This is a genomic window from Paenibacillus daejeonensis DSM 15491 (assembly GCF_000378385.1).
GTDB classification, from domain to species: domain Bacteria; phylum Bacillota; class Bacilli; order Paenibacillales; family Paenibacillaceae; genus Paenibacillus_D; species Paenibacillus_D daejeonensis.
In genome coordinates, this window is record NZ_KB899680.1 from 46,189 (window position 1) to 70,206 (window position 24,018).

General features: G+C 56.0%; 17 protein-coding genes. 11 read left to right on the top strand and 6 right to left on the bottom strand.

Annotated elements, in window-relative coordinates; all coding sequences use genetic code 11:
* Positions 1 to 42 precede the first annotated feature (42 nt).
* Positions 43 to 1,167 carry a GntR family transcriptional regulator gene (locus tag F556_RS0131025; protein ID WP_020620912.1) on the bottom strand — a complete coding sequence of 375 codons (1,125 nt, stop codon included), beginning with the start codon at positions 1,165 to 1,167 and terminating at the stop codon, positions 43 to 45.
* A gap of 163 nt (positions 1,168 to 1,330) precedes the next feature.
* Between F556_RS0131025 and F556_RS0131030 the strand changes: the two genes are divergently transcribed.
* On the top strand, positions 1,331 to 1,675 hold the full coding sequence (locus F556_RS0131030; protein WP_020620913.1) for a hypothetical protein: 345 nt from the start codon (positions 1,331 to 1,333) through the stop codon (positions 1,673 to 1,675).
* A gap of 85 nt (positions 1,676 to 1,760) precedes the next feature.
* Here the strand turns inward: F556_RS0131030 and F556_RS0131035 are convergent, their stop codons facing one another.
* Together F556_RS0131035 and F556_RS0131040 are read right to left on the bottom strand one after the other, a co-directional pair.
* Positions 1,761 to 2,771 (bottom strand): Gfo/Idh/MocA family protein, encoded by a 1,011-nt coding sequence (locus tag F556_RS0131035; RefSeq protein ID WP_020620914.1) that lies wholly within the window; start codon positions 2,769 to 2,771, stop codon positions 1,761 to 1,763.
* Between the two features lie 26 nt (positions 2,772 to 2,797).
* Positions 2,798 to 3,652, bottom strand: a complete 855-nt coding sequence (locus F556_RS0131040; RefSeq protein WP_020620915.1) for a sugar phosphate isomerase/epimerase family protein — start codon at positions 3,650 to 3,652, stop codon at positions 2,798 to 2,800.
* Positions 3,653 to 3,822: 170 nt separating this feature from the next.
* Between F556_RS0131040 and F556_RS0131045 the strand changes: the two genes are divergently transcribed.
* Positions 3,823 to 4,728 carry a helix-turn-helix transcriptional regulator gene (locus tag F556_RS0131045; protein WP_020620916.1) on the top strand — a complete coding sequence of 302 codons (906 nt, stop codon included), beginning with the start codon at positions 3,823 to 3,825 and terminating at the stop codon, positions 4,726 to 4,728.
* A 53-nt stretch (positions 4,729 to 4,781) separates the two neighbouring features.
* On the opposite strand, the gene F556_RS0131050 is transcribed toward F556_RS0131045, so the two are convergent.
* Positions 4,782 to 5,804, bottom strand: a complete 1,023-nt coding sequence (locus F556_RS0131050) for a LacI family DNA-binding transcriptional regulator (protein WP_020620917.1) — start codon at positions 5,802 to 5,804, stop codon at positions 4,782 to 4,784.
* A gap of 419 nt (positions 5,805 to 6,223) precedes the next feature.
* On the opposite strand from F556_RS0131050, the gene F556_RS0131055 reads away from it, so the two are divergent.
* From F556_RS0131055 to F556_RS0131090, 8 genes are all read left to right on the top strand, one after another.
* Positions 6,224 to 7,570, top strand: coding sequence for a DUF4832 domain-containing protein (locus tag F556_RS0131055; RefSeq protein WP_020620918.1), 1,347 nt, complete (start codon positions 6,224 to 6,226; stop codon positions 7,568 to 7,570).
* The gene (locus F556_RS35770) at positions 7,515 to 8,864 is read left to right on the top strand and encodes an acyltransferase domain-containing protein (protein ID WP_051108813.1); all 1,350 of its coding nucleotides are present in this window, start codon (positions 7,515 to 7,517) and stop codon (positions 8,862 to 8,864) included. The genes F556_RS0131055 and F556_RS35770 overlap by 56 nt, the downstream gene beginning before the upstream one ends.
* Positions 8,861 to 10,003 carry a DUF4832 domain-containing protein gene (locus tag F556_RS35775; RefSeq protein ID WP_020620920.1) on the top strand — a complete coding sequence of 381 codons (1,143 nt, stop codon included), beginning with the start codon at positions 8,861 to 8,863 and terminating at the stop codon, positions 10,001 to 10,003. Before F556_RS35770 ends, F556_RS35775 begins: the two co-directional genes overlap by 4 nt.
* Positions 10,000 to 11,292 carry a Gfo/Idh/MocA family protein gene (locus tag F556_RS0131070; RefSeq protein ID WP_020620921.1) on the top strand — a complete coding sequence of 431 codons (1,293 nt, stop codon included), beginning with the start codon at positions 10,000 to 10,002 and terminating at the stop codon, positions 11,290 to 11,292. The genes F556_RS35775 and F556_RS0131070 overlap by 4 nt, the downstream gene beginning before the upstream one ends.
* A gap of 4 nt (positions 11,293 to 11,296) precedes the next feature.
* A complete protein-coding gene (locus F556_RS0131075) occupies positions 11,297 to 12,259 on the top strand; it encodes an ABC transporter permease (RefSeq protein WP_020620922.1) in 963 nt (320 codons plus the stop codon).
* The gene (locus F556_RS0131080) at positions 12,259 to 13,152 is read left to right on the top strand and encodes a carbohydrate ABC transporter permease (protein ID WP_020620923.1); all 894 of its coding nucleotides are present in this window, start codon (positions 12,259 to 12,261) and stop codon (positions 13,150 to 13,152) included. The genes F556_RS0131075 and F556_RS0131080 overlap by 1 nt, the downstream gene beginning before the upstream one ends.
* Positions 13,153 to 13,216: 64 nt before the next feature.
* Entirely contained in the window at positions 13,217 to 14,692 is a 1,476-nt protein-coding gene (locus F556_RS0131085; protein WP_020620924.1) for an ABC transporter substrate-binding protein, read from the top strand.
* 222 nt (positions 14,693 to 14,914) lie between these two features.
* Complete coding sequence (locus F556_RS0131090) at positions 14,915 to 15,940, top strand: LacI family DNA-binding transcriptional regulator (RefSeq protein WP_040718974.1); 1,026 nt, start codon at positions 14,915 to 14,917, stop codon at positions 15,938 to 15,940.
* Positions 15,941 to 16,046: 106 nt separating this feature from the next.
* On the opposite strand, the gene F556_RS0131095 is transcribed toward F556_RS0131090, so the two are convergent.
* Entirely contained in the window at positions 16,047 to 18,050 is a 2,004-nt protein-coding gene (locus F556_RS0131095) for a DUF4832 domain-containing protein (protein ID WP_020620926.1), read from the bottom strand.
* Between the two features lie 191 nt (positions 18,051 to 18,241).
* Here F556_RS0131095 and F556_RS36800 point away from each other — a divergent pair, with 191 nt between their 5' ends.
* Complete coding sequence (locus F556_RS36800) at positions 18,242 to 22,780, top strand: S-layer homology domain-containing protein (protein WP_020620927.1); 4,539 nt, start codon at positions 18,242 to 18,244, stop codon at positions 22,778 to 22,780.
* Positions 22,781 to 22,847: 67 nt separating this feature from the next.
* On the opposite strand, the gene F556_RS0131105 is transcribed toward F556_RS36800, so the two are convergent.
* Positions 22,848 to 23,804, bottom strand: coding sequence for a YbjN domain-containing protein (locus F556_RS0131105; RefSeq protein ID WP_020620928.1), 957 nt, complete (start codon positions 23,802 to 23,804; stop codon positions 22,848 to 22,850).
* Positions 23,805 to 24,018 lie beyond the last annotated feature (214 nt).

Below are 24,018 nucleotides of genomic sequence, written 5' to 3' on the forward strand. Positions count from 1 at the left end.
CTCCTTTGTAAGGTGATTTAAAAAGTGCGCTTTTGATCTGAACTAGCTCTGCAGCGTCTTGACCGAGCCGCGCTCGATGAGCTGGACGGGGACGACGGCAGAGGGTTGGGGTTGATGAGGCTGGCGAATCTGACGGACTAGCAGCTCGGCGGCCAAATAGCCGATGCGGGCAAAGTCTTGAGCGACCGTCGTCAAGCCGGGTGTGATATACTCCGCCATCTGAATGTTATCGAAGCCGATGATGGACAGATCGTCAGGCACGGAGAGACCGAGTGACTGGGCGGCGCGGATGCATTCGATGGCTTCGAGATCGTTGCTGGCGACAATCGCAGTGACGCCTTGCTCTCGCAGCATTTGAATAGTCTGCATATAGCAAGCCTGGATGCTGTGCTCTGGTTGCTCAGTGCTTAAGCGGGATACCTCGACTGAGGCGGTGCCGGTCAGTTGATGCTCATGCATAGCCTTGAGGTAGCCCCAATATCGTTCGCGGACCGTATAGACGGTGGCAGACTGTGCCCATGACAAAAAGGCAATCTTGCGATGCCCGTGACGGATCAGGTGGAGAGCCGCCTCGTACCCGCCACCTTGGTTATCCGACACGACTGCAGGAAAGGGGAGACCCTCCAGGTGCTTGTCCATCAGCACGACGGGGATCTCCCGCAAAGCATACTGATAGAGCAGGTCAAGATCGGCATGGCCCTCTAAAGGATAGAAGATGAGACCCTGATGCGGCCGCAGTAAGGCTTGCTCCAACAAACGTCGCTGACTGCCGGGCGAGTTGGCCTGAATATGCAGTGTATGTCCTGCCGCATCCAGATAATGATGCATCCCTTGCTCATAGTCACCCAAGCCTGGATTATGGCTGAAGGGCAGGAGCAGCAGCAGGTCGCTGCCGATGGTGCTTGCTCCGCTATCCGTGTTTGACGAGCTGCGAGATCCCGCGCGGGTCTCGCGCTCGCGAACAAAGCTGCCTTTACCGCGGACTCTGTAGATCAGGCCTTCGTTCTCCAGCTCGGTCAGGGCGCGCTTCGACGTAATCCGGCTCACTCCGAATTGCTCAGAGAGCACCGCCTCTGTGGGCACTTGATCCCCGCTCTTCAGCTCGCCGGAGGCGATTTGTTGTTTTAACCGTTGAACAATTTGTTGGTAGAGTGGAATTTCGGTCATAGAAAGATACACCTCGCTACAAAAGATATATCATATTTATAGTTGTTATGTCAAAAGGGGTGCGGTGGAGTATGATGCAGAGGAATGAGTTGCTTAACTTGCCGATCGTCTGAGGTTCCTTTATGATTAAATAAAGGTTGATTTACATGAAGAGGTGAACTCGATGATGAAGGTGCTTGTACCAGCTGCTGTATTGCTTATGTCTCTAGGTGTCGCCGCCTATCATTACGACCCGGCAGGAAGCCATACCCCTGCGGTCGAGATGGTGGCGTTCAGCAGCCTCTCGGATGCGCAGCAGGATTTGGTGCAGATTACGCCCAAAGAATCCACCGCTGAGATCATCCATGTGGACGCTGCAACCCGCGCCCTGATTGACCCAGCCTATACTAGCACTGAAGTCATGACAGTGACCTTCCACCGCACCGCTACAGACACAGCAGGCGATCTGGTGGTCTTCCTGGATCTGGACGGAACGACGGTCGTGGGCCAGGGACATGCGAGCTCTTAGCTAAGAACATCTGCACACAAAACAAAAAACCAGCCACAACCCGGCGTCCATGACGACGCAGTTGTGGCTGGTTTTTTTTATTGCGCTACAGCGCTACCGTTTCGCCGCCCTGATCAGCGGAGCGAATCTCGGCTTCGATGATCTCCAGCGAGCCGACCGCGCTTTCCGGCGTGCAGATGGAGACGGGGGTGCCGGCGCTCACAGACGACAAGAAATACTTGATCTGTCGGTAGTAGCCCATATCTGGTGATAACTCGGCGGTATAGCCCGGCGCATCGCCCGGATGTACCTTCACCTGGCCTTGCTCGAACACCAGGTTGCCCCGCTCAAAATTGACCCGGTACGACATGGCGAAGCCGAAGTCGCCCTCCAGCGTCCAGTCGGCCTGCGCATTGACTGCCTTGCCGTCCGGATAGATATAGTTGGTGGACACCGTATCGTAGCCACTGCCGGGAATGACATTGCGGGCCACCGAGGAGACCTTGTCCGGCTTGCCGAACAACCAATGGATCATATCTGCATCGTGAATATGCATGTCGAGCATACAGCCACCGCTCAAGCTGCCGTCCAGGAACCAGCCCTTGGGTGCGCCGGAGCCACGGAAGAAGTAACCGGCAGTAGCTTCGCCGAATGTTTTGTCTTCCACATACGATTTGAGCAGCTCATAGGCGGGCCAGAAGCGCAGGCACTGCCCGATCATGAGCGTCTTTCCTGACTTGTTAGCTGCATCTACCATCCGCTGGCCGTCGGCGGCACTGCCCGCAACCGGCTTCTCGCACAGGACATGATAGCCGCGCTCCAGCAGGGAGCAGGTCAGGTCGGCGTGTAGATAGGTGGGCAGTGTGATATCAATGACATCCAGCTCCTCGGAGGCTAGCATGGTCTCGATATCATCATAGAGGCGATAGCTGCTGAGGTCGTACACCTCTTGTCCGGTGTCGATATTGCCGGACGCTTTGCCTTCCTTCAATTCATCGATGAGCTTGTCACAGATGGCAACCAGTTCAATCGGTTCGCCTTCTTGAATCAGTCGTGTATAGTTGTCAAAATGCATGCGGCCCATGAAGCCGAATCCAATCAAGCCTACCTTAAGCATGAGGGTTCCTCCCTTTATGATGTGTGTTATGCGCCAGTGCGCGTCCGTCCCAGGATTGCGTCCATAGAAGCGGAGGTATTATAGATGATTTGCTCGCTATGATGCGTATATGGTGGAATCATCTCCGCCGTCACGTAGTTGTCATACCCGATCCCGCGCAGTGCTTGCATCACCGCTGGGTAGTCAACGTCGCCTGCGAGCAGGTCGACGAAGCCGTGCAGTCCGCCCGCCTGGCGACGGTAATCTTTGAAATGCACTTTCTTGATGCGATCGCCGAGAATCCGAATCCACTGCTCGGGATATCCGTTCTGCACCGTGTTGCCCACGTCGAAGTAGGAGCCGACATATGCCGATTGATGGCTGTCAATGAACCCGCGCAGCTCAAGCGGCGACAACAGGAACTTGTTCCATACATTCTCAATGGCAATGGCGACGCCGGCTTGCTCGGCAAAAGGTACTAGCGATCCGATGGCCTCCAGCGCACGGTCATAGGCCACATCATAGTCCACAACTTCACTGCCAGGGATGAAGTCCACGCCAACGGCTCCCGGAATGACCAGGATGGCATCCACGCCAAGGGCAGCTGCGCTCTCCAGTTGCTTCTTGCAGACATCAACGGCTTTGGTGCGCTTGGCGGCATCTTCGCTCGTCATCGCGTAGTCCCAGTACAAGCCAGTTGCCAAGCCTGCAAGCTCAAGCTCTGCGTCCTCCAGCCGGGCTTTGATCTCCGCCAGCTCACTGTCCGTGGACTCCAGGCTTAACTCGCCGGTTTCATTAAGAGACAGCTCGATCCCGTCATAGCCGGCTTTTTTGGCTGTGGCAATGGCTGTTTTAATCGTCGTTCCTTCTCCGAATGACCAGATATTAATTCCTTTTTTCATGTGTAGGGCCTCCTTTGCCGCTGCGAACGGCGGATTAATTTGACCATATCAGTTGCTTGTCGATTGCAGACGTATAGGTTAAGATATCTGTAATTATAATGGTCTTCTGCTCGGATTGATTTAGCGTGATAAGGGAATAGTTGTACAAATCCGTGATTGGAGGGGAGGCGATGAACGGAGTGGAGCAGGTGTATCCCATTCGCCGCAGGGCGGAGCAGCGGGAGTGGCGGCCCAGCATTCATTACGCCCAGTTCCAGCGTATGCCGACAGGCGTGCTGGAGCGCAGGCGCTTGTATGATTTTGAGTGGTTGTATGTCAGTCAGGGAGAAGCGGCGACCACAATGAGCGGGATGCGTCACCGGGTGGAGGCGGGGCAGATGATTTTCCTGCCTTCAGGCGTTTTTCATCAGAACGAGGTTGTGTCGGTGCCGGATGCCAAGTTCATGGGCATTCATTTTGACTTCTTCGATGAGCTTGAGATTCAGACAGAAGCGGATATGGTCGTGCGAGAGGATGAGCTGCAAGAAGGGAAGTTTGCACGTGAGCCGTGGACAGAAGGGCTGCCGTTGTTCTCCGGAATGACAGTCGTGACGCCGCCATTGCCGTGCGTACAACTGATGGAGCAATTGGTGCAAGAGTTTACGATGCGCTCTCCTGGTTATGAGGTAGCTTGTCAGGGGTTAATGCAGCAGATTCTGGTCCAGCTGCTGCGGATCGCCATGACGGATCAGTTGGAGCGAACATCCGAACACAGTGTACGGCTGACAGAGCTGATGGGGCAGATCGAGGCACAGCCATCATCCGACTGGTCAGGCGATGTCCTGGCGGGAAGGCTGGACCTCAGCCGCGACCATGCAGCCAAGCTATTCAGGCAAGCGGCGGGGATGCCTCCAAGTAGCTATGTCCAGTCGGTGCGGCATCGGGAAGCGCGTAAGCTGCTGCGAGAGACCGATTGGCCGATTGAGCGGATCGGTGAGAAGGTAGGGTATCCGGACATTCACTATTTCAGCCGGCTGTTCCGGCGGCTCGAGGGCATCTCGCCCCGCGAGTACCGCAAGCTCTCTCGTATTTTGTAGGCAATGCCATGCACCGGCCGGTTTCTGGTCCGGTGCACAGGCCTTAACACGGATTACGTTGAATGCCGTATGATCAGTTCTGTCGGCAGCAGGACTTTACGGGGAAGGATAGCATTGCCGCTGAGCCGGTCGAACAATAGATCGACAGCGGCCATCCCGATTTCCTTGGTCGGAACATGCACTGTAGACAGAGGCGGGCTGGCAAAGCGTGACATCTCAATATTGGACAAGCCGATAACGGCGGCTTTCTCGGGAACAGAAATCCCATTATGGTATAGAGCGCTCAAGGTGGCCATCGCCATCAGGTCGCTGGCGGCGAAGAAGGCAGTAGGGTAATCTCCTGTCAGGCACAGCCGGTTAATCTCCTCCATGCATAATGCCTCATCCCACATGCAATCAATGACCCAATCCTCCCGTACCGGCAAGCCTGCGGCATGCATGGTGCTATAGTAACCCCTGTACCGACGACTATCCTTCAGGTTTCCTCCCGTACCACTCCCGCCGATAAAACCAATCTTCTCATGCCCCTGTTCAATCAGATGCTGAACCGCGGTGGTGGCGACATGGTAATGGTCATAACCGACATTATCGATGTCCCCGTGATGGGTATCAATGCCCACGATATGCGGAACTTGCTTGCGAATATAGTCATAGCTTTCCTTATTTAACGTTTCCATCAGGATGAGGCCTGTAATAGGCTCACTGAACGTGTTAAAGAGAATTTTTTTATCCTCCAGCTCGTGCCCCGTCCGTACAAAAGCGATATCACAGCCCGCACTAATAAGCCGCTCCTCTGCGCCGGAAAGAATGGACATGAAATAAGGATCATTATATTTATCCTTGGTCACGCTGATGACGCAGCCGATCCTCACGGGCGGTTTGCTGACAGGGGAAACCTTTACCGCAGTCTGGCGTCTAGCGTTGGCGTTGATTTTATAGTTTAACTGAGTGACAGCCTGCCATACCTTGGCGCGGGTCTCTTCCGTAATTTTATAAGTCGCATCATTGTTAACGACTCTTGAGACCGTTGCAGTGGACACACCGGCCAAGCGGGCGACATCACGTATCGTGCTCATAGACGGGAATTCTCCTTTTGCAATTGGACATGGTGAACGCATTGGTTTCTATTTTAACACGGGGACCGGGGTTTACGAAACAAGCAGGTTTGTTTTTGGTGGTAAAAATAATAAATAACCGAAATAATATTTTGTTACGTTAAAATAACGAAACAAATAACGTTGTGAATATAACATGGAATTCTCGAAAATCTATAGGCTTAATAGCGATTTAGGCCCTTAATACGTTAATTCAGATCAATTGTGTCAGGAAACTTGACTCAAAATTAAAAATGATAGCGCATACCTGGAGAAAAGGCAAAAATAAATCTTGAAAGATTTCGAGCCCGTGTTATAATGGCATCATAAAGTTTACTAAACAATATTGTTTTATTGCGTTAAGTAAACGTGCATATTTACGGGGGAGGAAGCGTGCGCGAATGAGTAAAACCATCACCGTTTATCCTGACGTTCATGAGAGAGTCATCGAAAATCCCGGGATCGGTTTTACGGCCGCGCCTCAGCTTATGGGGGCGCCGGAGCGGATCTGCGATAATCTCGGCGTAGAGCACGCCAAGTACAAGTTCTCGCCAGACAGCGCAACCTATAACCATCCCGACGCCAAGGTCAGCTTCATCGGGGTCCGATGGAAGGATATCGAGCCTGTCAGACACAGCTACCGCTGGGAACTGATTGACGAAAGACTGGCATCGGCGCGGGCGCTCGGCTACTCTGTCATCATTCGCTGTTCTCCTTATGCCTTGCAACTGGACGATGATATTCCAGCGTGGTTCCGCGAGGCGTACCCTGAGCGACCGGCATTCCCGTTCTGGCGGGTAGATCCCAATACGACGCCTTATGCCGACTACTGGTCTGAGTTTATCAGCGCTTTTGCAGCAAGATACGACGGTCATCCGCTTCTCAGCTCCGTAGATTTAGCCATTGTTGGCGCTTGGGGAGAGGGTGGTGGCACCGAGTTTATGGATGTGGAGGCGATCTCCCGGATCATCGACGCTTACGTGGATGGCTTCAAGCAGACGCCGCTACAGGCCCTGCTGCATGACCCCGTATCCGTGGGCCTGTTGACAGACCGCCGGGCCAGGGTCGGCTTCCGTGTAGACTGCCTCGGGGATATGGGGGGCTTCCACGGCGAGCGTTGGTCGCATATGACGGATTTCTATCCTCAGAATATCCAGAACTTCCGGATGGCGGAGGCCTGGAAGCAGGGGCCGGTCGTCTTCGAGGCCTGCTGGCACATGAATGACTGGTATGTACAAGGTTGGGATATTGACTACATCATTGCCGAATCGCTGAGGTGGCATATCTCCTCCTTCAATAATAAGGGGACGGTTGTGCCGGAGCCATGGCGCGAGAAGGTCGAGGGGTGGCTGAGACAGATGGGCTACCGCTTCGAGCTCCGCACATTCAGTTATAGCCCGGAAGTGAGACCTGGCGGTTGCTTGGAGGTGAGCGGCTTGTGGGCCAATGTGGGTGTTGCGCCGTTATACAACCGTTATCCACTGACGATCAGGCTTGTGGGTGTGAGTCAGACGTACACCTTCACCTGCCAGGAAGATCCGCGGTCCTGGTTGCCGGATGAGGATATCTGGTGGGAGGAGTGGTTGTCCCTACCTGACGATCTGGCAGAGGGCATCTATCAGCTGGAGTTGGGAATAGTGACTGGCATCGAGGAGATCGGCAACGTGAAGCTGGCCATAGAAGGCGAGAAGGATGGTTATTACCCGCTGGGGACGATACGAATGGGAGGCGTTCAAGCCGATGGCTAACCTGAGTTTTGACACTTGTCTGTCGCATTGCAGATTCGATGCGCTACCGGAGGGGCTGGAGTACAAGTATCGTGCATTTCTTCCGTCTGGGCAGGGGGAGCTTGTGCCCCGTGATTTCTTGAATAACCTCTATAAGCGGTATGCGGTGTCTTCTCATGTGCAGCAGCTTATAAATGAGGGTTTAGAAGCGATTGAGCAGGATTCGGTACTGCATGCCTTTACAGAATTTCTTGTTGCGGATATCAGCACGGTGCGCGAACGCTGCGACGAGACATTCTATACGAATCTGTCCCCCGCCTGTCTGGGCAAGCTGGCAGACCGGTACTCCTTTTTGCTGCTGCTGGCCTGCCTTGCGCCTTCCCTTGCGCGGCTGCAGCAGCGGGGGATTCCCGAGACTTGGTACCGGGATATTCCTTATCAATTTTTGAAGCCACAGTTGGAGAAGCTGGAGCAAGCGCAGGATTTTACCGTATCGGATTTTCCATGGATGATGAACTTTTACACCGGCTCCATTTTTTTGTTCGACCGGTTTTATTGTATTCCCCACCGGTTCGGGGATGCCCTCACAGCCTATCGCAGCCGGGAGAGCGGTCGTGTGATCGCCTTGCGCCACGGCGGCGACCGCTTCCGCAGGGATGGCCAGTTGGACGGTGTGAACGGGATTTTTGATACAGTGGGGGCTTTTGATGCAGGGTGGGAGGAAGACGAGGTGCGTGTCCGAGCCCATCGGATCAATCCTGCAGGTTGTGTAGAGGCACAGCCTACGACTCTTGACAAGCAGCTCTGGGAGAAGGTGCTGGGGCAAGGCGATATCCTGCTGGCCTTGCATATTCCCTCCGGCCCGGGGTATACACCCGAGCGGGTGAAGAGTTCCATGACGATGGCCCTGGACTTCTACAGCGCCTATTACCCTGAGCTTTCCATACGCGGATTCTGGAGTGAGAGCTGGCTGTATGACCCCAGACTATCGCTCATTCTGGACGAAGCGACCAGCAATATCGTGCAGGTGCAGCGTCAATTGTACAATTATCCGATTAGCGCCGGAGATGCGATGATCCATCTGGAGGTTTTCGGAGACCGCAAGGCCGATCCCCTCACATTCGAACCCAAGACCTCCCTGCAGCGGGCAGCGGCTTCCTATATGCGGGACAGCGGTTCGTTTCATACGACGAGCATGTTTGTTTTGAAGGAGGAGGTTGAACGGATCGGTGACATGCCCTACCTCCAGGCGGAAGACATCACCCGCTTCAAGGAAGTGGCTAGCCTCACCTTTCGGGAAGGTGCGTCACGATGAACTGCAATTTCTCGCTGGATAACTATGAGCAGTACCGTACGGTGACCATCAGGCCCCGTGTCATGGCGCTTGGCACGGAGGATTTGGAACGGGGGCGTGCGGATCTGCTGGCCTGGACGTGGCGGGAGCTGGAGCCAGAACGGGGGCGCTATCAGCTGTCGGCGATGCTGTTGGCGATTCGGCAAGCAGCCCATCCCGTCCTGCTGCTCCGGCCCGAGCCGCCGGACTGGGCGACAGCAAATACCGCGGCCTGCTATGCAGCACTGATCCGCAAGGTGGCAAGCATCCTCGATGGCAGAGAAGCGGTGGCAGGTGTGGTCATCCTGGCGCCAGAGGACAGTCGGGAGGTGTGGGATGCCTATGCTGACGCGTTCACAATCATACCGGTGCTGGCTGATATTCATCAGCCCGCTGTCATCCGGCATTGGCGGCAGCGCGGACTGGACTTCGGCCTGTTCATCCGCTGCAGCGAGGACAACCGTCTGGGCTGCTGTGAAGCGATGGCCAGAGCTAGGCTGCACCATGTCTGGAAGCGACAGCCAGTGGTCCTGGATATAACGAATACCACGTGCTCGCAGGCGCTGCTTCGCGATATCCGGCGCTGGCATGTCAGTCTGGCCAATCTGCCGCTGGGTCTGGGCAGCCGGCTGGAATTGCGCAGGCTTACTTATCCGGAGCAAGTGGCGAGCGGCGGGACCTTGCCCCTCCGGCTATGGCTGGTGAACACGGGCACGGCGGGCCTCTACCGTCCTGGCGTCATGAAGCTGCGGCTGAGCGGGTCCGATGATTCGTGTGAACTGACGCTGGCTGCCCATCCGCAGCAGTGGCTCATCGGTGATATCGTGCATAACGAGATGCTGCGCTTGCCGAATTTAACTGCAGGAAGGTACCGCGTGCATATCGGATTGTTCGGCAGTGATCGACGCGTGATCCCGCTCGGCATTGAAGGGCAGGCGGAAGACGGATATTACGATGCCGGTACATTGACGATCGCCGATGAGGCGGACCAGCTGGTGAATATATGGGATACGTATTATCCCGAAGGCTATTATCCGCTTGAAGATCCGCAGGTTCCAACGGCGGAGGAAGTCATTGGAGACGCTGCTGGACCACAAGACATCAAGGGGGAAACACATTGAACTTAGCATTGATTGGAGCGGGGCAGCGAGGCGTGATCTACGCCGACTATGCCCATCCGCAAGCGACCATTGTCGCTGTAATTGAGCCGGATCCCGGGAGGCGGCAAGCGGCTGCTGTCGCCTATGGTATTCCTCCAGAGAGGCAATTTGCTGCGGTAGAAGACTTTTACCAGTTGGGCAAGATCTGCGACGCCGTCATTATTTCTTCAATGGACCGAGATCACTATAAGCAAGCCATGGACGCCCTGGAGCTGGGCTACGATATCCTCCTCGAGAAGCCGATCTCGCCCAGCCCCCAGGAGACGTTGGATATCCAGCGCAAGGCCAACGAAACGGGCTGTCGTGTCATTGTGTGTCATGTCTTGCGCTACACGACGTTCTTCGCCGAGATCAAACGGATTATCGACAGCGGAGAATTGGGCCGCGTGATTACCATTCAGCATGACGAGAATATCGGGAATTATCATATGGCTCATTCTTTCGTGCGGGGGAACTGGCGTAGACAGGATCTGGCAAGTCCACTGGTCATGCAGAAATCCTGTCACGACATGGATATTCTGGCTTGGCTGGTTGATAGTGAGGCCAAGCGGATTTCTTCCTACGGCGGCCTTGCCTATTTCAAGGAAGAGAATGCACCGGAGGGGAGTACGGACCGCTGTCTGGGCTGTCCGGCGGCAACGGAATGCCGGTTTGATGCAGTGAAGGCGTATCTGCCGATTCGGGGCCAGTGGCCAGCCACCGTCGTCTCGCCGGACCAGTCGGAAGAAGGTCTGCTCCGGGCGCTCGAGACTAGCCCGTACGGCCGGTGTGTATATCGGTGCGACAATGATGTGTGTGATAATCAGGTCTCGTTAATTGAGTTCAAGAACGGCGTCACCGTCACCTTCAATCTCAGCGGCTTCACCAACAAAATGTACCGCACGATCAAGATCATGTGCGAGCATGGCGAAATTCACGGCGATGATAGCCAGAACCGGATCGAAATCACCCGCTTCGCCTCCAATGCCGCGGATCGGGTCGAGCAGACTATCGTGCGGCCAGCGGCGGTTGCCGGTGGACATAACGGCGGGGATGCCGGTCTGATGAATGATTTTCTGGAGATTCTCAGCAGCAAGGAAGCAGGCGAGATGAGCCGCTCCTCCATCGACCGTTCGGTCGAGAGCCACATAATGGCCTATGCAGCAGAACGGGCACGGGTGACGGGGGAGACGATGGAAATGGATCAACTGAAGGAGGAGCTGCGCAGGGAGCTCGCGGCAGCAACGCTTCCGATCATGGAGAGGGCGTGAAGCAATGGATCCGATGGTGGAGCAAACACAGGTGCAGACCCAGCCACGAACCAAACGGGGCGTTATCTATGAGCTTAAGCGGCACCGCGTATTGTACTTGATGAGTGTCCCTGCCATGTTGATGCTGCTCCTGTTTAGTTACATCCCATTTGCCGGCATCTGGATGGCGTTTACGGATTTCAATGTGGTGGACGGGATCTTCGGCAGTGCTTTTGTAGGATTGGATAACTTCAAGTTTTTCTTTGATACAGGCGGTATGGGGTGGAAGGTCACGTACAATACGCTGTTTATCAACTTCTGGGGTATTATCCTTGGCATCCTGGTCCCTGTTACGCTTGCCATTCTGCTGCATGAGGTGCGGGGCGTCGCCTTCAAAAAAATGACCCAGAGCATGATGTTCTTTCCTTACTTTATCTCCTGGGTCGTTGTCGGCGCGATTGTATACGGGATTTTCTCCACCGACGTCGGTGTAGCAAACCGTGTGCTGGAGCTGTTCGGTATGGATCCGATTCGCTGGTATTCCGAGCCTCAATATTGGAAGGTAATCATTATTGCTTCGAGTGTGTGGAAGTGGAGCGGCTACAGCTCCATCATCTACCTGGCGGCGATGGCCAATTTTGACGGGAGTTTGTATGAGTCGGCCAAGGTGGATGGGGCAACCAAGTTTCAGCGGATCCTGTATTTGACCTTGCCGATGCTGAAGCCGACCATCATTATTCTGACCCTCATGAGTGTGGGGCGCATCTTCTATGGCGACTTCGGCATGGTTTACGGGATTGTCGGCAACAATCCGGTCCTAATTGATGAAGTGTCGGTTATCGATACGTATGTGTACCAGTCCATGAGGACGCTAGGCTTCTCGTATGCTACGGCAATTGGATTGTTCCAGTCTGTCATGGGGCTGATCCTCGTCATTCTGGCGAATCAGACGGCGAAGAAAATTAACGATGGAGAGGGATTGTTCTGATGACCAAGCACGGATGGACGGGTGATCGGCTGGTGACAGCCTTGGCTTACCTGGGCATTGCCCTCTTTGCGGTCGCATGCTTGTACCCGCTGCTCATGACGGTCAGCGTATCCTTCTCGTCGGAGCGGGAGATTGCGCGCAACGGATATTCGATTTTGCCGCAGGCCTTCAGTCTGGATACGTACAATTATATTTTTCTCAATAGCGGTTCCCGCATTCTCAGATCGTATGGTGTCACGATTCTCGTCACAGTTGCAGGTACGCTTGGGGCCCTGCTGATTACAAGCATGATCGCCTTCGCCATTTCGATTCGCAAGCTGAGGTACCGCAATGTGCTAGCGTTTATCAGCAACTTCACGATCATTTTCTCGGCGGGTCTGATTCCCTGGTATATGGTGAGTGTCAATTACTATGGCCTTAAAAATAGTCTGCTGGCCCTGATTCTACCCGCCATCTTCAATGTGTGGAATATGTTTCTGCTGCGTACGTACATGTCGGCGATCTCCCCATCCCTCTATGAAGCAGCTGAGATTGACGGCGCCGGTCATTTCCGGATTTTCTGGCAAATCGCGATACCGCTTAGCAAGACGCCGCTGCTAACGATTGGCCTGATGTACGCGCTGCAGTATTGGAATGACTGGTGGCATGCCCTGATTTTTATTACCGACCGGGACTTGTTCCCGCTACAATACTATCTGTACAACATTCTGTCCAATGTCAATGCCATCAGCTCGGGGCGGATTCCCTCCGGAGCGGCAGGTGCGATTACGCTGCCTGCGGAGACGGTTAAAATGGCCGTGACGGTCATCACCATCGGTCCGATTATCTTCTTGTACCCCTTCATCCAGAAGTACTTCGTGCAGGGTATCATGACGGGAGCGCTTAAGGAATAGTGGTTTTTTGGTATGGAGCCTTACAGGCTTTTACACAATAGATACCTAGAAGGGGAGGATTACGATGGGCAAAGGAAAGGCGTGGAAGACGACAGCAGGGCTACTGGCAGCGGCGATGATTATCGGGGGCTGCAGCGACAACGGAGGCGGTGAGGGAGGCGCCGGAACAACGGGCAAGCTCGAAACGATGACCATTCTCTATCCGGGGGAAGAGACAGACCGGATGTCTGAGTTTCTGGACAATGAGTTTGCGGAGCGGATGGCTGCCGATCTGGGGTTGAAGGTAGAATTGGTATTTGTCCCGTGGGCGCAATACTGGGAGCAGAAGGATATCATGCTTGCTGCCAATGAGCCGATCGACCTGTACTGGGACGGCTTGCCTGACCTGGCGGCTATCGTCAACAAGAAGCAGGCCCGGCCGCTTGATGACCTGATCCAGGAGTATGGTCAGGATATGCTGAAGGTGCTGCCTGAAGAGCAACTGCAGGGTGCAGTCATTGGTGGTGAGACGTATGGAATTCCTTCGGCCTATGCCCCATCCTCGGCGATGTACCAGCTAGTTACGGTGCGACAGGATATTCTGGAGCAGGTGGGGATGTCGGATCTCAAGACGGCTGAGGACCTCAAGACCTTTGCCGCCAAGGCGGCAGAGCAGTTCCCGGAGCTAAAAGGGCCGGCCGATATTATTTTCAAGCCGTTAACCCGTTATTTTGCCGAAGAACAATTCAATTGGATTGCTGCGGAGGATCTTGTCGTCTTTGGCGAAGAAAGCAAACAGGCGTACAGTTATTTTGAAACGCAGGCCTTTCAGGACGTTGCGAAGTTCAACCACGGCATGTATGATGCAGGGCTGTACTCGGAAGATCTGACCATCAAGTATAACGAGCGCGATTCGCGCATGCAGACCGGTCTGTTTCTGTGGGTCGAAGGCTCGTTGGGCAAGGAGATGGAGATTAGCAGTGCGGTCAAGGCCAATGCACCGAATGCGGTACTGCAATCGTACTTGCTTGCGGAGGATAAGCCGCGCTACATCACCTCGACAGGCGGGGAGGTGCTGGCCATTCCCGTAACCGCTCCGAATCCGGAAGGGGCAATGAAGTTCGTCAACTGGCTGTACCAGTCCGAGGAGAACTATCTGTTTGCGCTGTATGGGGTAGAGGGTCAGGATTACGAGGTTGTAGACGGCCGTATCAACAAGCTGACAGCGAGCGAGTTCTTCTATGAGTGGATGTTCCGGAACCAGCACTACCAGCTGTTTGCACCGGATGTCGAGCAGGCGTCGATCGACAACTACAAGAGCTGGGATGAGCAGGCTGTGCTCTCTGACGCTCTAGGGTTCCGCTTCAATAATGAGAATGTTAAAGGCATTGAGGCCCAGCTGCGGGAAGTAGCGGGCAAAGACATGGCCGCAGTCCGCTCCGGCTTTGTGGATTTTGAGACAGCATATCCGAAGGCGCTTGAGAAGCTGAAAGCTGCGGGAATCGATGAGTATGTTGCTGAAGTCCAGCGGCAGCTGGAGGAGTTTCTAGCGAGTAAATAACATGCTGGCCCATTCTGATTGACCCCAAAAAGCCGATCTCCGCTGTACTGGCGGTGGTCGGCTTTTTCCGCTTTTTCCGCTTGTCCATCTGCGCCATTCGTGCATTTTCTTGACTAAACCCCAGCCGGAGAATTACAATTAAATTTGCCGCAAATTTTCAGGGTAGTGAAGAAACTTGTGTGGCAGATTGAGATTCCGGTCAGGAATGGAAAGGAACAGGGGATGGCTAGATTAAAGGATATTGCAGCACAAGTTGGCGTCTCGATCTCGACGGTCTCGCGGGTCTTGAAGCATGACTCCACACGTTCAGTAAGCGAGGAGACGCGCAAACGGATCTGGGAAACGGCCGAGCGGCTGGGCTACAAAGTTACCCGTGCCGAGAAGAGGCGCGATGCCAGTCCGGCGGTGCGGATCGGTTGTGTCGTTGCTGCACCTCAGAACAAATATAACAATCCGTACTTCTCTGTCATTCTGGAGGGGATTGAGCAGGCATTAAACGCATCCGGCCTCCGGCTGGAATTCATACATAGTATTGACAGTCCTACCGATATTCCTTCGCTGCAGACACTGGTGAAGGAGCATCAGATCGACGGGATGATCGTTGTCGAACGGATAGATGCCGGGGCGTATCGCTGGATCAAGCAGCATGTTAGGGCTGTTGTCGGCGTTGATCTCTCGGATCCTGATATTCCTGTGGTCACCTACGACCGGGAAGCTGCGGCAAGGGAGGCTGTGCACTACCTGATTGGACAGGGTCATCGGCGAATCGGTTATCTCGGCGGTTCTGAGCTGAACGATCCGTTCCGGCAGGAAAAGCGGTTTCTGGGCTATCAGCGTGCGATGAGCGAGGCGGGGCTTCCCCTGCAGGATCATTGGATCCTGGATGTGAAGTGGGATGTTGCGCTCAGCTATGAGCTGACGAAGCAGGCTTTTGAACATGGCGGGGATGTGCCGACGGCGATTTTTGCGGCCAGTGATATGATGGCGATAGCGGCGATGCGAGCGGCTGCGGAGCGCGGCCTGCGCATTCCCGAGGACATGGCATTCGTGGGCGTCGATAATATCGAGATCTCCGAATTTACCTCGCCGCCGCTGACGACGATCCACGTCCCCAAGCTGGAGATGGGCAGATACGCCGTCAAGCTGCTGCTGGATTATCTGGACCGCCAGTATACGTTGCCAGTGCGGATGACCATTCCGTACCAGATGGTCTACCGTCACTCGTCCAATGGACAACCATCAGCCTAACGAGCATAATGAAGAGCCCTCTGGCCAGTGTGAACCGGCCAGAGGGCTCTTTCTGTTGGGGCTGCATTTGGGATGCAGCGGGGAGAGCTGTACTTGTTGTTTTGCGCTACAGCCCAAGCGCCGGCAAGGTGCTGTTCTGTCCAGGCAGACGCTCCGTCGCTGAACCGCCCCGGATGTAACCGAAGCGGAGCGTCTGGCCGGGGCTGGCGCCAATTGCCGACAGGGGGAGACCAATCTCCACCACAGAGGCGTTTTTGGCATATTGTCCGGTCCCGAGTACCGCTACCTGGTTCCAGGACCAGTTGTTGCCCGTGCCAGTGTAGGAGTAGAGCACATTGTTCTCCAGCAAATAATCGGCGCCGCTGTTCGGCCAGCCCGCCGCGTTATATCCGGTGGCCGCATTATTGTCGCTATTGATATAGAACGCACCGGAATCGGTCAGACCACTGCCCTGTACAAGCAGGTAGAGGGTGGAGCCGACCCGCGTGCCCTTCAGCGTAGCTACCGATGTGCTTCCGGTAGCGAGGGTGGGAAGGCCGCTCCAATCGGAGGCGGAGCCGTCCACGGTGATTGACGTGCCGCCGCTGGAGCCTGTCGTGACGTTGATGGTGCTCACAGGGAAGGCGCCGTCAGCTGTGCGGCCGGTATTTGCAAAGTCCACTGCAGGTGTATTGGTCGCCGGGTCGAGAATGGCGAGAGCAACGGTGTAAGTGCCTGCTGGCAGTGTGGATGGCAAAGTGATGGAGCCTGTGTGGGTGTACGAGCCTGTCTTCCAATTCTTCAGCTGAATGCCGGTGACAACTCTGGCATGAACAGTGGAGCCGCTGCGGATCTGCAGCTCAACCGGCCAGTTGAACGGGAAGTGCTGGACGCCTTTGTTCTCAACATTAAGCGCTACGGACAATGAAGTGCCGCGTACTGCAGAATCATTGTGCGTCACTTGTTTGACGACCAGATGGTAGCCCATGCGTTTTTTGAGTGTATCCATATTGGCCTGTAGCGGACCGCCCACCGCATAGGAAGCTGGTGCATTCGGTCCCAGCCAGCTCGGCTTGCTGAGCTCGGTTTGCCGCAGGGTTTCCGTGAATCCGGCGCCGCTGGTCAGACTGGCCTGCAGGCCACCTACACCGCCGTAGAACTCTCCAGCGGAGATGGCATTGTTCCAGAAATTCGCATACGCCGGCTGCAACTGTCCGATATCATCCCAGTAGCCGTTCTGTGTGCCTGTGTACCAGCCCCAGGAGGAATCGAAGCTGGGTTGATCGCCGAACATGTCGTTGAACATCCCGAGCCCATGCGTGGAAGCGAGTTGTACGCTGCGGCGAATCATCACCTGTATACGGTCGGATTTGTTGCCGAATGCATCAATGTAATGCTGGATGTATTGGTTGGAGATGGCATTGGGCGGGAAGGCACCGGTATAATTCGGTTCATTATTGGGACCGACATACGGCCAAGTGTGGAATTCTCCCCAATGGCCAAGTGAGCCGATCTGGACAAAAGCAATGGGGGCGTCTTGTGTATAATAGCGGGCTGCAATCGCATCAAGCAGCACCTTATGCCGAGCGATCAGGATGGGGGAGCTGTAGTTGGGGGAGAAGCCAGTGTTATTGCCAGTACCCATACCGCCAGTCTGATCCTGATAAGCGGTGCCTGCCGATCCTCCCTGGGCAGTCATTTCGTTATACAGCCAGTCAGGAATGTCCCGGTGAGGGGTGCCGGTGGGATTGTCCAGCAGCAGCCGGAAGACGATGCGCACGCCTTGGCTCCGCCAGTAACTGAACTTGAATTTGCTTTCGATACCGGCCCAGTTGAAGACGCCTTTGGTTGGCTCGAGCTCTTTCCAGGTGATACCGGCATAGACAAGCTTGTGCGGCTGTGCGTACGGTCCCCCAGTGGCTGGAGGCGCCCAGCCCTTGAATGGATTATTGAGCGGACTGTTCAGCTCGGCAGGGTAAAAGGTGGCGGCTGAAGCCGCAGGGGAGAGGCTGGCCCAACTGCTCACGCTTCCCGCAGCCAGCAAAAAGGCTAACAGCAGGCGCAGCGTTATGGCTCCATGACCAATGGACGGGCGGGGCAGGTCTTTCTGAATCATAGGGTTGCTGTTCATCAGACACCTCCAGATATTTTGGCGCAAATATAATAACATTTTGCGTTCTTAATTAGAGATTATAGAGCAAAAATTACATATTTCAAGCAGGATTTTTACGGTTTAGGCGGAAATGTAAAGATAGGCGCAAGAACGGATGATTATATTATTGCCTTATATTTGCGCCAAAAAAAGGGTGGGAGGGAAGGCTCATGGTTAAATTTACATCGGCGCTCCTCGCTGGTACGGTTCTCGTCTCTTTGTTGGGAGTTGCCGCACCGGCGCCAGTTGATGCAGCGCCTGCTGGCTTGCAAGCGCCGTTCTCGGGTAAGCCGGAGGAATGGGTTGGGACGCCTTACAATTCAGCCGTCTCCAGTAATCAGCTGCGCGCATTAAAGGCCGTGCAAACGGAGGAATCATTGAATGTGTACGTGGCCGGGGCGATTGATGGCGGTGTGCTGTATATTGACAGTGACAATAACGCCCAGACAGGCTGGGATAGTGCGCTCTGGAGCAATGGCGGCGGTGTGGATTACAGAGTGGAGCAGGGGGTGCTCTACAGGTACGAATCGGATAACTGGGTGACGGCCGGGGCGGCAGAGATCGGTGCGGGGCAGGGATTTACAGAGCTCCGATTATCGCGTAGCGACCTCGGCCTTGGTGAACCGGCCAATCTGCGTATCGGTTATGCCGTCAACGGGGCGAGCATGCTGCCTGAGCTAGGCGGTCTGATGCTGGCCGTCGATCAAGCCGCTGGGGCAACTCCTGTTGCTGCCGGAAGACCTATTACTGTGGATGGGGATGCTGCCGACTGGGCGGGACTTGCGCCACTTATGGTCACTGCGGATGGATCCACTACCGTAACCGCTAACGTGTATGACCGCACCCTGTATATGCTCATCCAGGGACAGGTGGATACGAATGAGTTTGCGGATGGCCTCTGGGAGCACCTCCTGCTCGATACGGACCGCGACCCGGCAACCGGTGCCTCTTCCTGGGCATGGGCGGATACGCTGGGTTCGGACTATCTGGTACAGTTCGGCAGCTTGTTCCGCAGTACGGCTGACGGTGGCTGGAGCTGGGAGGACACGGGAGCGATGTTTCTTTATGAGCGCTCCGGTGCAGGAGCCAATAAGGTCATCGAGTGGGCCATTCCATTGGAGACATTAGGCGTGGAGGCGCCTGCGACTGTCAATGTGGCGTTTCTCTCCAATACGCTGGCTGCTCCGGCTGCGCTGGGGGATCCGGCTGTGCTGCCGCTTGCGTTGTCTATTGCCATTGAGGCGGACGGCGATCCCTCGGAATGGGAAGGGGTGCAACCCCTCTTTACGACGGCTGACGAGGCGACCAAGGTTTATGCTCATGTCAGTGGCGGCATGCTCAGCATGCTTATGCGTGGAAGTCTTGATACCAACGAATTCGAGGCGGGCCTCTGGGAGCATCTGCTGCTTGATACGGACCGGAACCCTGCTACCGGCAGCGTCTCATGGGCGTGGCCGAATACCTTGGGCTCGGATTATCTTGTGCAGTCCGGACTGCTCTACCGCAGTACCGCAGATGGCGGCTGGGCCTGGACCGATACGGAGACTGCTTTTGATTATGCACGGACTGGGACCGGGACTGACAAAATCATTGAGTGGACGCTGCCGCTGGCTGCCCTTGGGCTGGGCGATGCGGCAAGTGTCAACCTGGCATTCCTGAGCAACACGCAGGCTGGCCCCGATCCGTCCGGCGACCCGGCAACCCTGCAGCTCAAATCTGCATCCGCGAATATTGTTATTGATGGCGACGATGCGGATTGGGCGGATGTTGCGCCTGGCGCAGTGCCGACGGGCCGTCAGTCTGAGCTGCGTGTGCTCCGGGACGAGCGGCGGCTGTATACGCTGGTGCAGGGGCAGCAGCTAAATCTCGACAATGTCTATTATATCGATAGCGACAGCAATTCCGCGACGGGGGACCAGGATACTCCATGGCCGGGAGCTGGCATGGATTACAAGGTCGAGGATGGCATCCTGTATGCTTATGACAGCGGAGCGTGGGTTAGGCGCGGACTCGCACATGAGGAGGTCACGAGCGAGAGTGCGGAGATGTACGTTTATCTGGAGGATATCGGGGCCACTCCGCAATCTGACATTCGCTTGGGTTACGTGGGCCGCGGCATGCTGGAGCTGCCTGAGGCTGGAGGCGAAGCGCTGGCAGCGGAGGGAGAGGTCGACTGGCCTGACGCTGATGGGGTTAGCTATCCGAAGGAGTATTTTGGCGTGCTGAATAATCCCTATATGGGCTGGGTCGGCTGGGCCAATCGCCAGCCGACAGGTGAAGCGTACGCGCAGCCGCATCGTCTCGTCTATGCGGGAATAACCTGGCGGGAGCTGGAGCCTGTTCGGGGGGAGATCAATTGGGCGGCGATCGAGGAGAAATATCAATTTAATTATTGGGAGAATCAAGGCATTCGGATGAATCTCCGCCTGGTGCTCGACTTGCCGACCACGGACCCGTCGCACATGGACATCCCGGATTGGCTGTATGCGCTACTTGCGGAAGAAGGGAATCCGGGCACCTGGTACGATACGGTGGAGATCGGTGCCGGCTTCAGTCCCAATTACAACAGCGAGCTGCTGATTGCCGAGCATAAACGGGTAGTGGCCGCTCTTGCTGCGCGCTACAATGAGGATCCGCGTATCGCTTATATCCAGCTGGGTAGCCTGGGGCATTGGGGAGAGTGGCACACGTGGCCGTCGGGCTCAGGGGTTTTCCCGAACCTTGGTGTGTCGGACCAGTACGTGCAGCATTACCTGGATACGTTCAGCAATGTGAAGATTGGCATGCGCAAGCCGTTCCCCATCGCACAGAAGGAAGCGCTTGGCTTGTTCAACGATGTGTTCGGCATCCGCTCCTCCACCAACGAATGGCTGGGCTGGATTCAGAACGGCTGGGGCGGCATTGGCGAATTTGTCGAGCCGGGCGACGATCCAGCCGAGCAACAGGCGGCGTCCGCGATGCCTGACTTCTGGAAGACCTCCTTCTCCGGCGGCGAATTTGCCGAGGGGAACCCGGAGAAGTGGCTGACAGACGGAGCGATCATGGAATCGCTGCGCCAGGCACGTGAGAGTCATACGTCGTGGCTTGGTCCGAGTTCGCCGACGGATGTGCCTGTAGATTCTGATCTGCAGCGCAACCTGGATGCGATGATGCGTACCATGGGCTACCGGTTTGTGCTCGAAGCCGCCAAGTATGAGGCCAAGGCACGGCCTGGACAGCAGCTATCTGTATCGATGCTGTGGAACAACAAGGGTGTGGCGCCATTTTATTATGAGTGGCCGCTGGAGCTGCGGCTGGTGGACCATAATGGTCATCCGGTCGCCCGAAGTATAGTCGGGGATGCAGATGTCCGGGACTGGCTGCCGGGCAGAACAGAAGTAGCGGGGGGCTTGCCGATTCCTGCCGGTACGGCTGCAGGGCAATATACGCTGGCTGTGGCGATTCTGGACCCTGATAGCGGTCAACCAGGAATTCTGCTCGCCAACGAAGGTCGTCTGGCAGATGGCAGTTACCCCATCGGCAGTCTTCAGATTGAGGGGGGGAGCACGGGAGGAGAGTCTTGGCCACAGCTGCCTCCGGGCCCGGATCGGCCAGTCGAGCCGCCGGTAATGGAAGAGGCTGACGAGCAATTTGTAGCAAATCCAGGTCTGGTCAACGGTTCCTACCGGGTCGAAGTCCGGGACGGTGTCTGGCAAGTAGCCGTACCGCTTGGCGCCTTGATGCCAGCGGGAAGCCAAACGCGCCGCTCGCTGGTCGTGCGGGGGGATGTGTACGAGCTTCGTATTCCACACGAGGTGCTGATCCAGGCTGCCGGGCAAGCAAGCGCTGGAGATGAAGCGGTTCTCGTCATCCGTATGGGGGAGACGGATGGGGCTCCGGGACTCTTGCAGACAGGCGCACGCGAGCATGCCATACTTACGCCACTTGGTCCTGCCTTAGCGCTTGAGATTGGCGTTCGCACAGCAGCAGGTCCCTTCCAGGCTATAAATCCTTATGCAGCCCCTGTACTTCTCCGGTTGAGTGGGACGCTTGCCGATGGAACGGTATGCCGACTTGGCGGCATCTACGATCTCGCGGAGCAAGGAAGAATTAGCTATCGCACGGGGAGCTGTGAATCAGAGAGCTGGACGACGGAGATTGCCGGAGGCGGGGTCTATGGACTGATTGCTTACGATAAACGGTTTAATGATCTGCCAGCTGGCCATTGGGCCGCAGAAGCAGTGAAGCGGCTGGCGGCCCGGCATATTGTGACGGGCGTTACGCCGTCAGCGTTTGAGCCGGCACGCCCCGTAACCCGTGCCGAATTCGCTGCCTTGGTCGCAAGAGCGCTCGGTCTGCAGTCGGAGGCAGGTCACGATTTCCAAGATGTTGCAGGGGATAGCTGGGCCAATGGTTATATCGCCGCGTTGCAGGCGGCAGGCATCGTGAAGGGGGACGCGGATGGTCGCTTCCGGCCGGACGACCGCATCACCCGGGAGGAAATCGCGGTCATGCTGTGGCGGGCTCTGGCACTGCCTGCGGATTCCGGGGGAACAGCTGAATTTAGTGATAGAGCCTCCGTCAGTCTCTGGGCCAGGGAGGCTGTGTATGCTATGCAGCAGGCGGGAATTCTGTCGGGTTACCCGGATGGCCGGATGCTGCCGCAGGGCTTGGCCACCCGCGCCGAAGCTGCGCAACTGCTGCAGAGCTTACTGGCTCGGGGAAGCTAAGCAGATCCACACAAAAACAAGCCGCAACCCGTGCTACGCACACAGGTTGCGGCTTGTTCCTTATGAATTACACTAGCTTCGACCAGTCGCCGTCCACGGATAGAGAGAGGCTCATGATCCGCCGATGCGCCTCGAGCACCTCCACCAGCGTATCCACGCTCGCTGCAGCCGCGGCTGGAACTGTGGTACGGTAGCGGAGCTCCCCGTCTTCTGCATCCAGTTCAAAAGCTCCGCCCGTATGGTTGTAATTCAGGTTCATCAGTTGAACAGCGACGGCTGCGTGCTTACTCGTCGGCACTGATTCGGGAAAAACCGAGTAAACACTATACGCGCCAGCGTCCTCGCTGGCATGAATCAGCATGCGCCAGCTGCCAGCCTCCGTGGTCAGGTCAAGCTGCAGGATACTTGGGGAGAAGGCTTCGTAACGCAAATTCAGCTGATCCAGCTGAGATTGGAGCAGGGCCATGGTAGCCACGTCTGTTGTACCGGATGGACCTGATTCAGCGCCAGAAGGCTGGCAGTTCCCGGCCTTGAGCCAGGCGGTCCGCAGCCCGTGCCGTACGGTTCCCTGGTCGGCGAGCGGGTCGGGTAGCGAAATTTGCTGCATCATCTCCAGCGCCAGCCAGCTCTCGGATTGCCGCAGCACTGCATGCTCGCTGGCATCCGGGAGCAGGGCGGCCAGCACCGTCTCGCTGTCTCCGCCACCTGCAGCGACTAGCTTGGCGTAGCTTGGGCGCAGCTTCGCGCGGACAACAACCGGTTCCTCTGTCTCGAACAGAGGCTCGGCATTAACCAGCTCAGCGAACAAGTGGAACCGTTCCTTTGCCAGAATTTCTGTGGCGAGTACTCCGCCCACTTCAAACGTTATTTCGCAGGAGGGAGGGGCGCTGTTCCCGCCGCCTTCTGGTTCCCCATCCTCCCAGGCGAGGTGTGTCAACTCTACTGGCAATTCTTCGCCCTCCAGAGTAATGAAGCTGAAGGGGAAGCGGGTACGAATCTGGTTGGCGCCATCGGATGCGCTCATCGGGCATGCTCCTTTCCGTTACCGTACATTCCTAGCACAAGCCTAACATTACTCTACTTACGATGCACCCAGTACGCCCAGCTTGCGAAGCCGCCGTCCGGCCGCCGCATGGTGCGCTCCAACGAAAGTTTCTTTCGCTGCACAGCGTCCGGCCGCCGTATGATGCGCTTCAACGAAAGTTTCTTTCGCTGCACAGCGTCCGGCCGCCGTATGA

Excerpts from the sequence above, each read along its gene's own strand:
- F556_RS0131030 (WP_020620913.1), top strand. The coding sequence starts at position 1,331 with ATGATGAAGGTGCTTGTACCAGCTGCTGTATTGCTTATGTCTCTAGGT.
- F556_RS0131050 (WP_020620917.1), bottom strand. The coding sequence starts at position 5,804 with ATGAGCACGATACGTGATGTCGCCCGCTTGGCCGGTGTGTCCACTGCA.
- F556_RS0131105 (WP_020620928.1), bottom strand. The coding sequence starts at position 23,804 with ATGAGCGCATCCGATGGCGCCAACCAGATTCGTACCCGCTTCCCCTTC.
- F556_RS0131090 (WP_040718974.1), top strand. The coding sequence starts at position 14,915 with ATGGCTAGATTAAAGGATATTGCAGCACAAGTTGGCGTCTCGATCTCG.
- F556_RS36800 (WP_020620927.1), top strand. The coding sequence starts at position 18,242 with ATGGTTAAATTTACATCGGCGCTCCTCGCTGGTACGGTTCTCGTCTCT.
- F556_RS0131025 (WP_020620912.1), bottom strand. The coding sequence starts at position 1,167 with ATGACCGAAATTCCACTCTACCAACAAATTGTTCAACGGTTAAAACAA.
- F556_RS0131095 (WP_020620926.1), bottom strand. The coding sequence starts at position 18,050 with ATGAACAGCAACCCTATGATTCAGAAAGACCTGCCCCGCCCGTCCATT.
- F556_RS35770 (WP_051108813.1), top strand. The coding sequence starts at position 7,515 with ATGGTTATTACCCGCTGGGGACGATACGAATGGGAGGCGTTCAAGCCG.
- F556_RS0131035 (WP_020620914.1), bottom strand. The coding sequence starts at position 2,771 with ATGCTTAAGGTAGGCTTGATTGGATTCGGCTTCATGGGCCGCATGCAT.
- F556_RS0131055 (WP_020620918.1), top strand. The coding sequence starts at position 6,224 with ATGAGTAAAACCATCACCGTTTATCCTGACGTTCATGAGAGAGTCATC.
- F556_RS0131080 (WP_020620923.1), top strand. The coding sequence starts at position 12,259 with ATGACCAAGCACGGATGGACGGGTGATCGGCTGGTGACAGCCTTGGCT.
- F556_RS0131075 (WP_020620922.1), top strand. The coding sequence starts at position 11,297 with ATGGATCCGATGGTGGAGCAAACACAGGTGCAGACCCAGCCACGAACC.
- F556_RS0131085 (WP_020620924.1), top strand. The coding sequence starts at position 13,217 with ATGGGCAAAGGAAAGGCGTGGAAGACGACAGCAGGGCTACTGGCAGCG.
- F556_RS0131040 (WP_020620915.1), bottom strand. The coding sequence starts at position 3,652 with ATGAAAAAAGGAATTAATATCTGGTCATTCGGAGAAGGAACGACGATT.
- F556_RS35775 (WP_020620920.1), top strand. The coding sequence starts at position 8,861 with ATGAACTGCAATTTCTCGCTGGATAACTATGAGCAGTACCGTACGGTG.
- F556_RS0131045 (WP_020620916.1), top strand. The coding sequence starts at position 3,823 with ATGAACGGAGTGGAGCAGGTGTATCCCATTCGCCGCAGGGCGGAGCAG.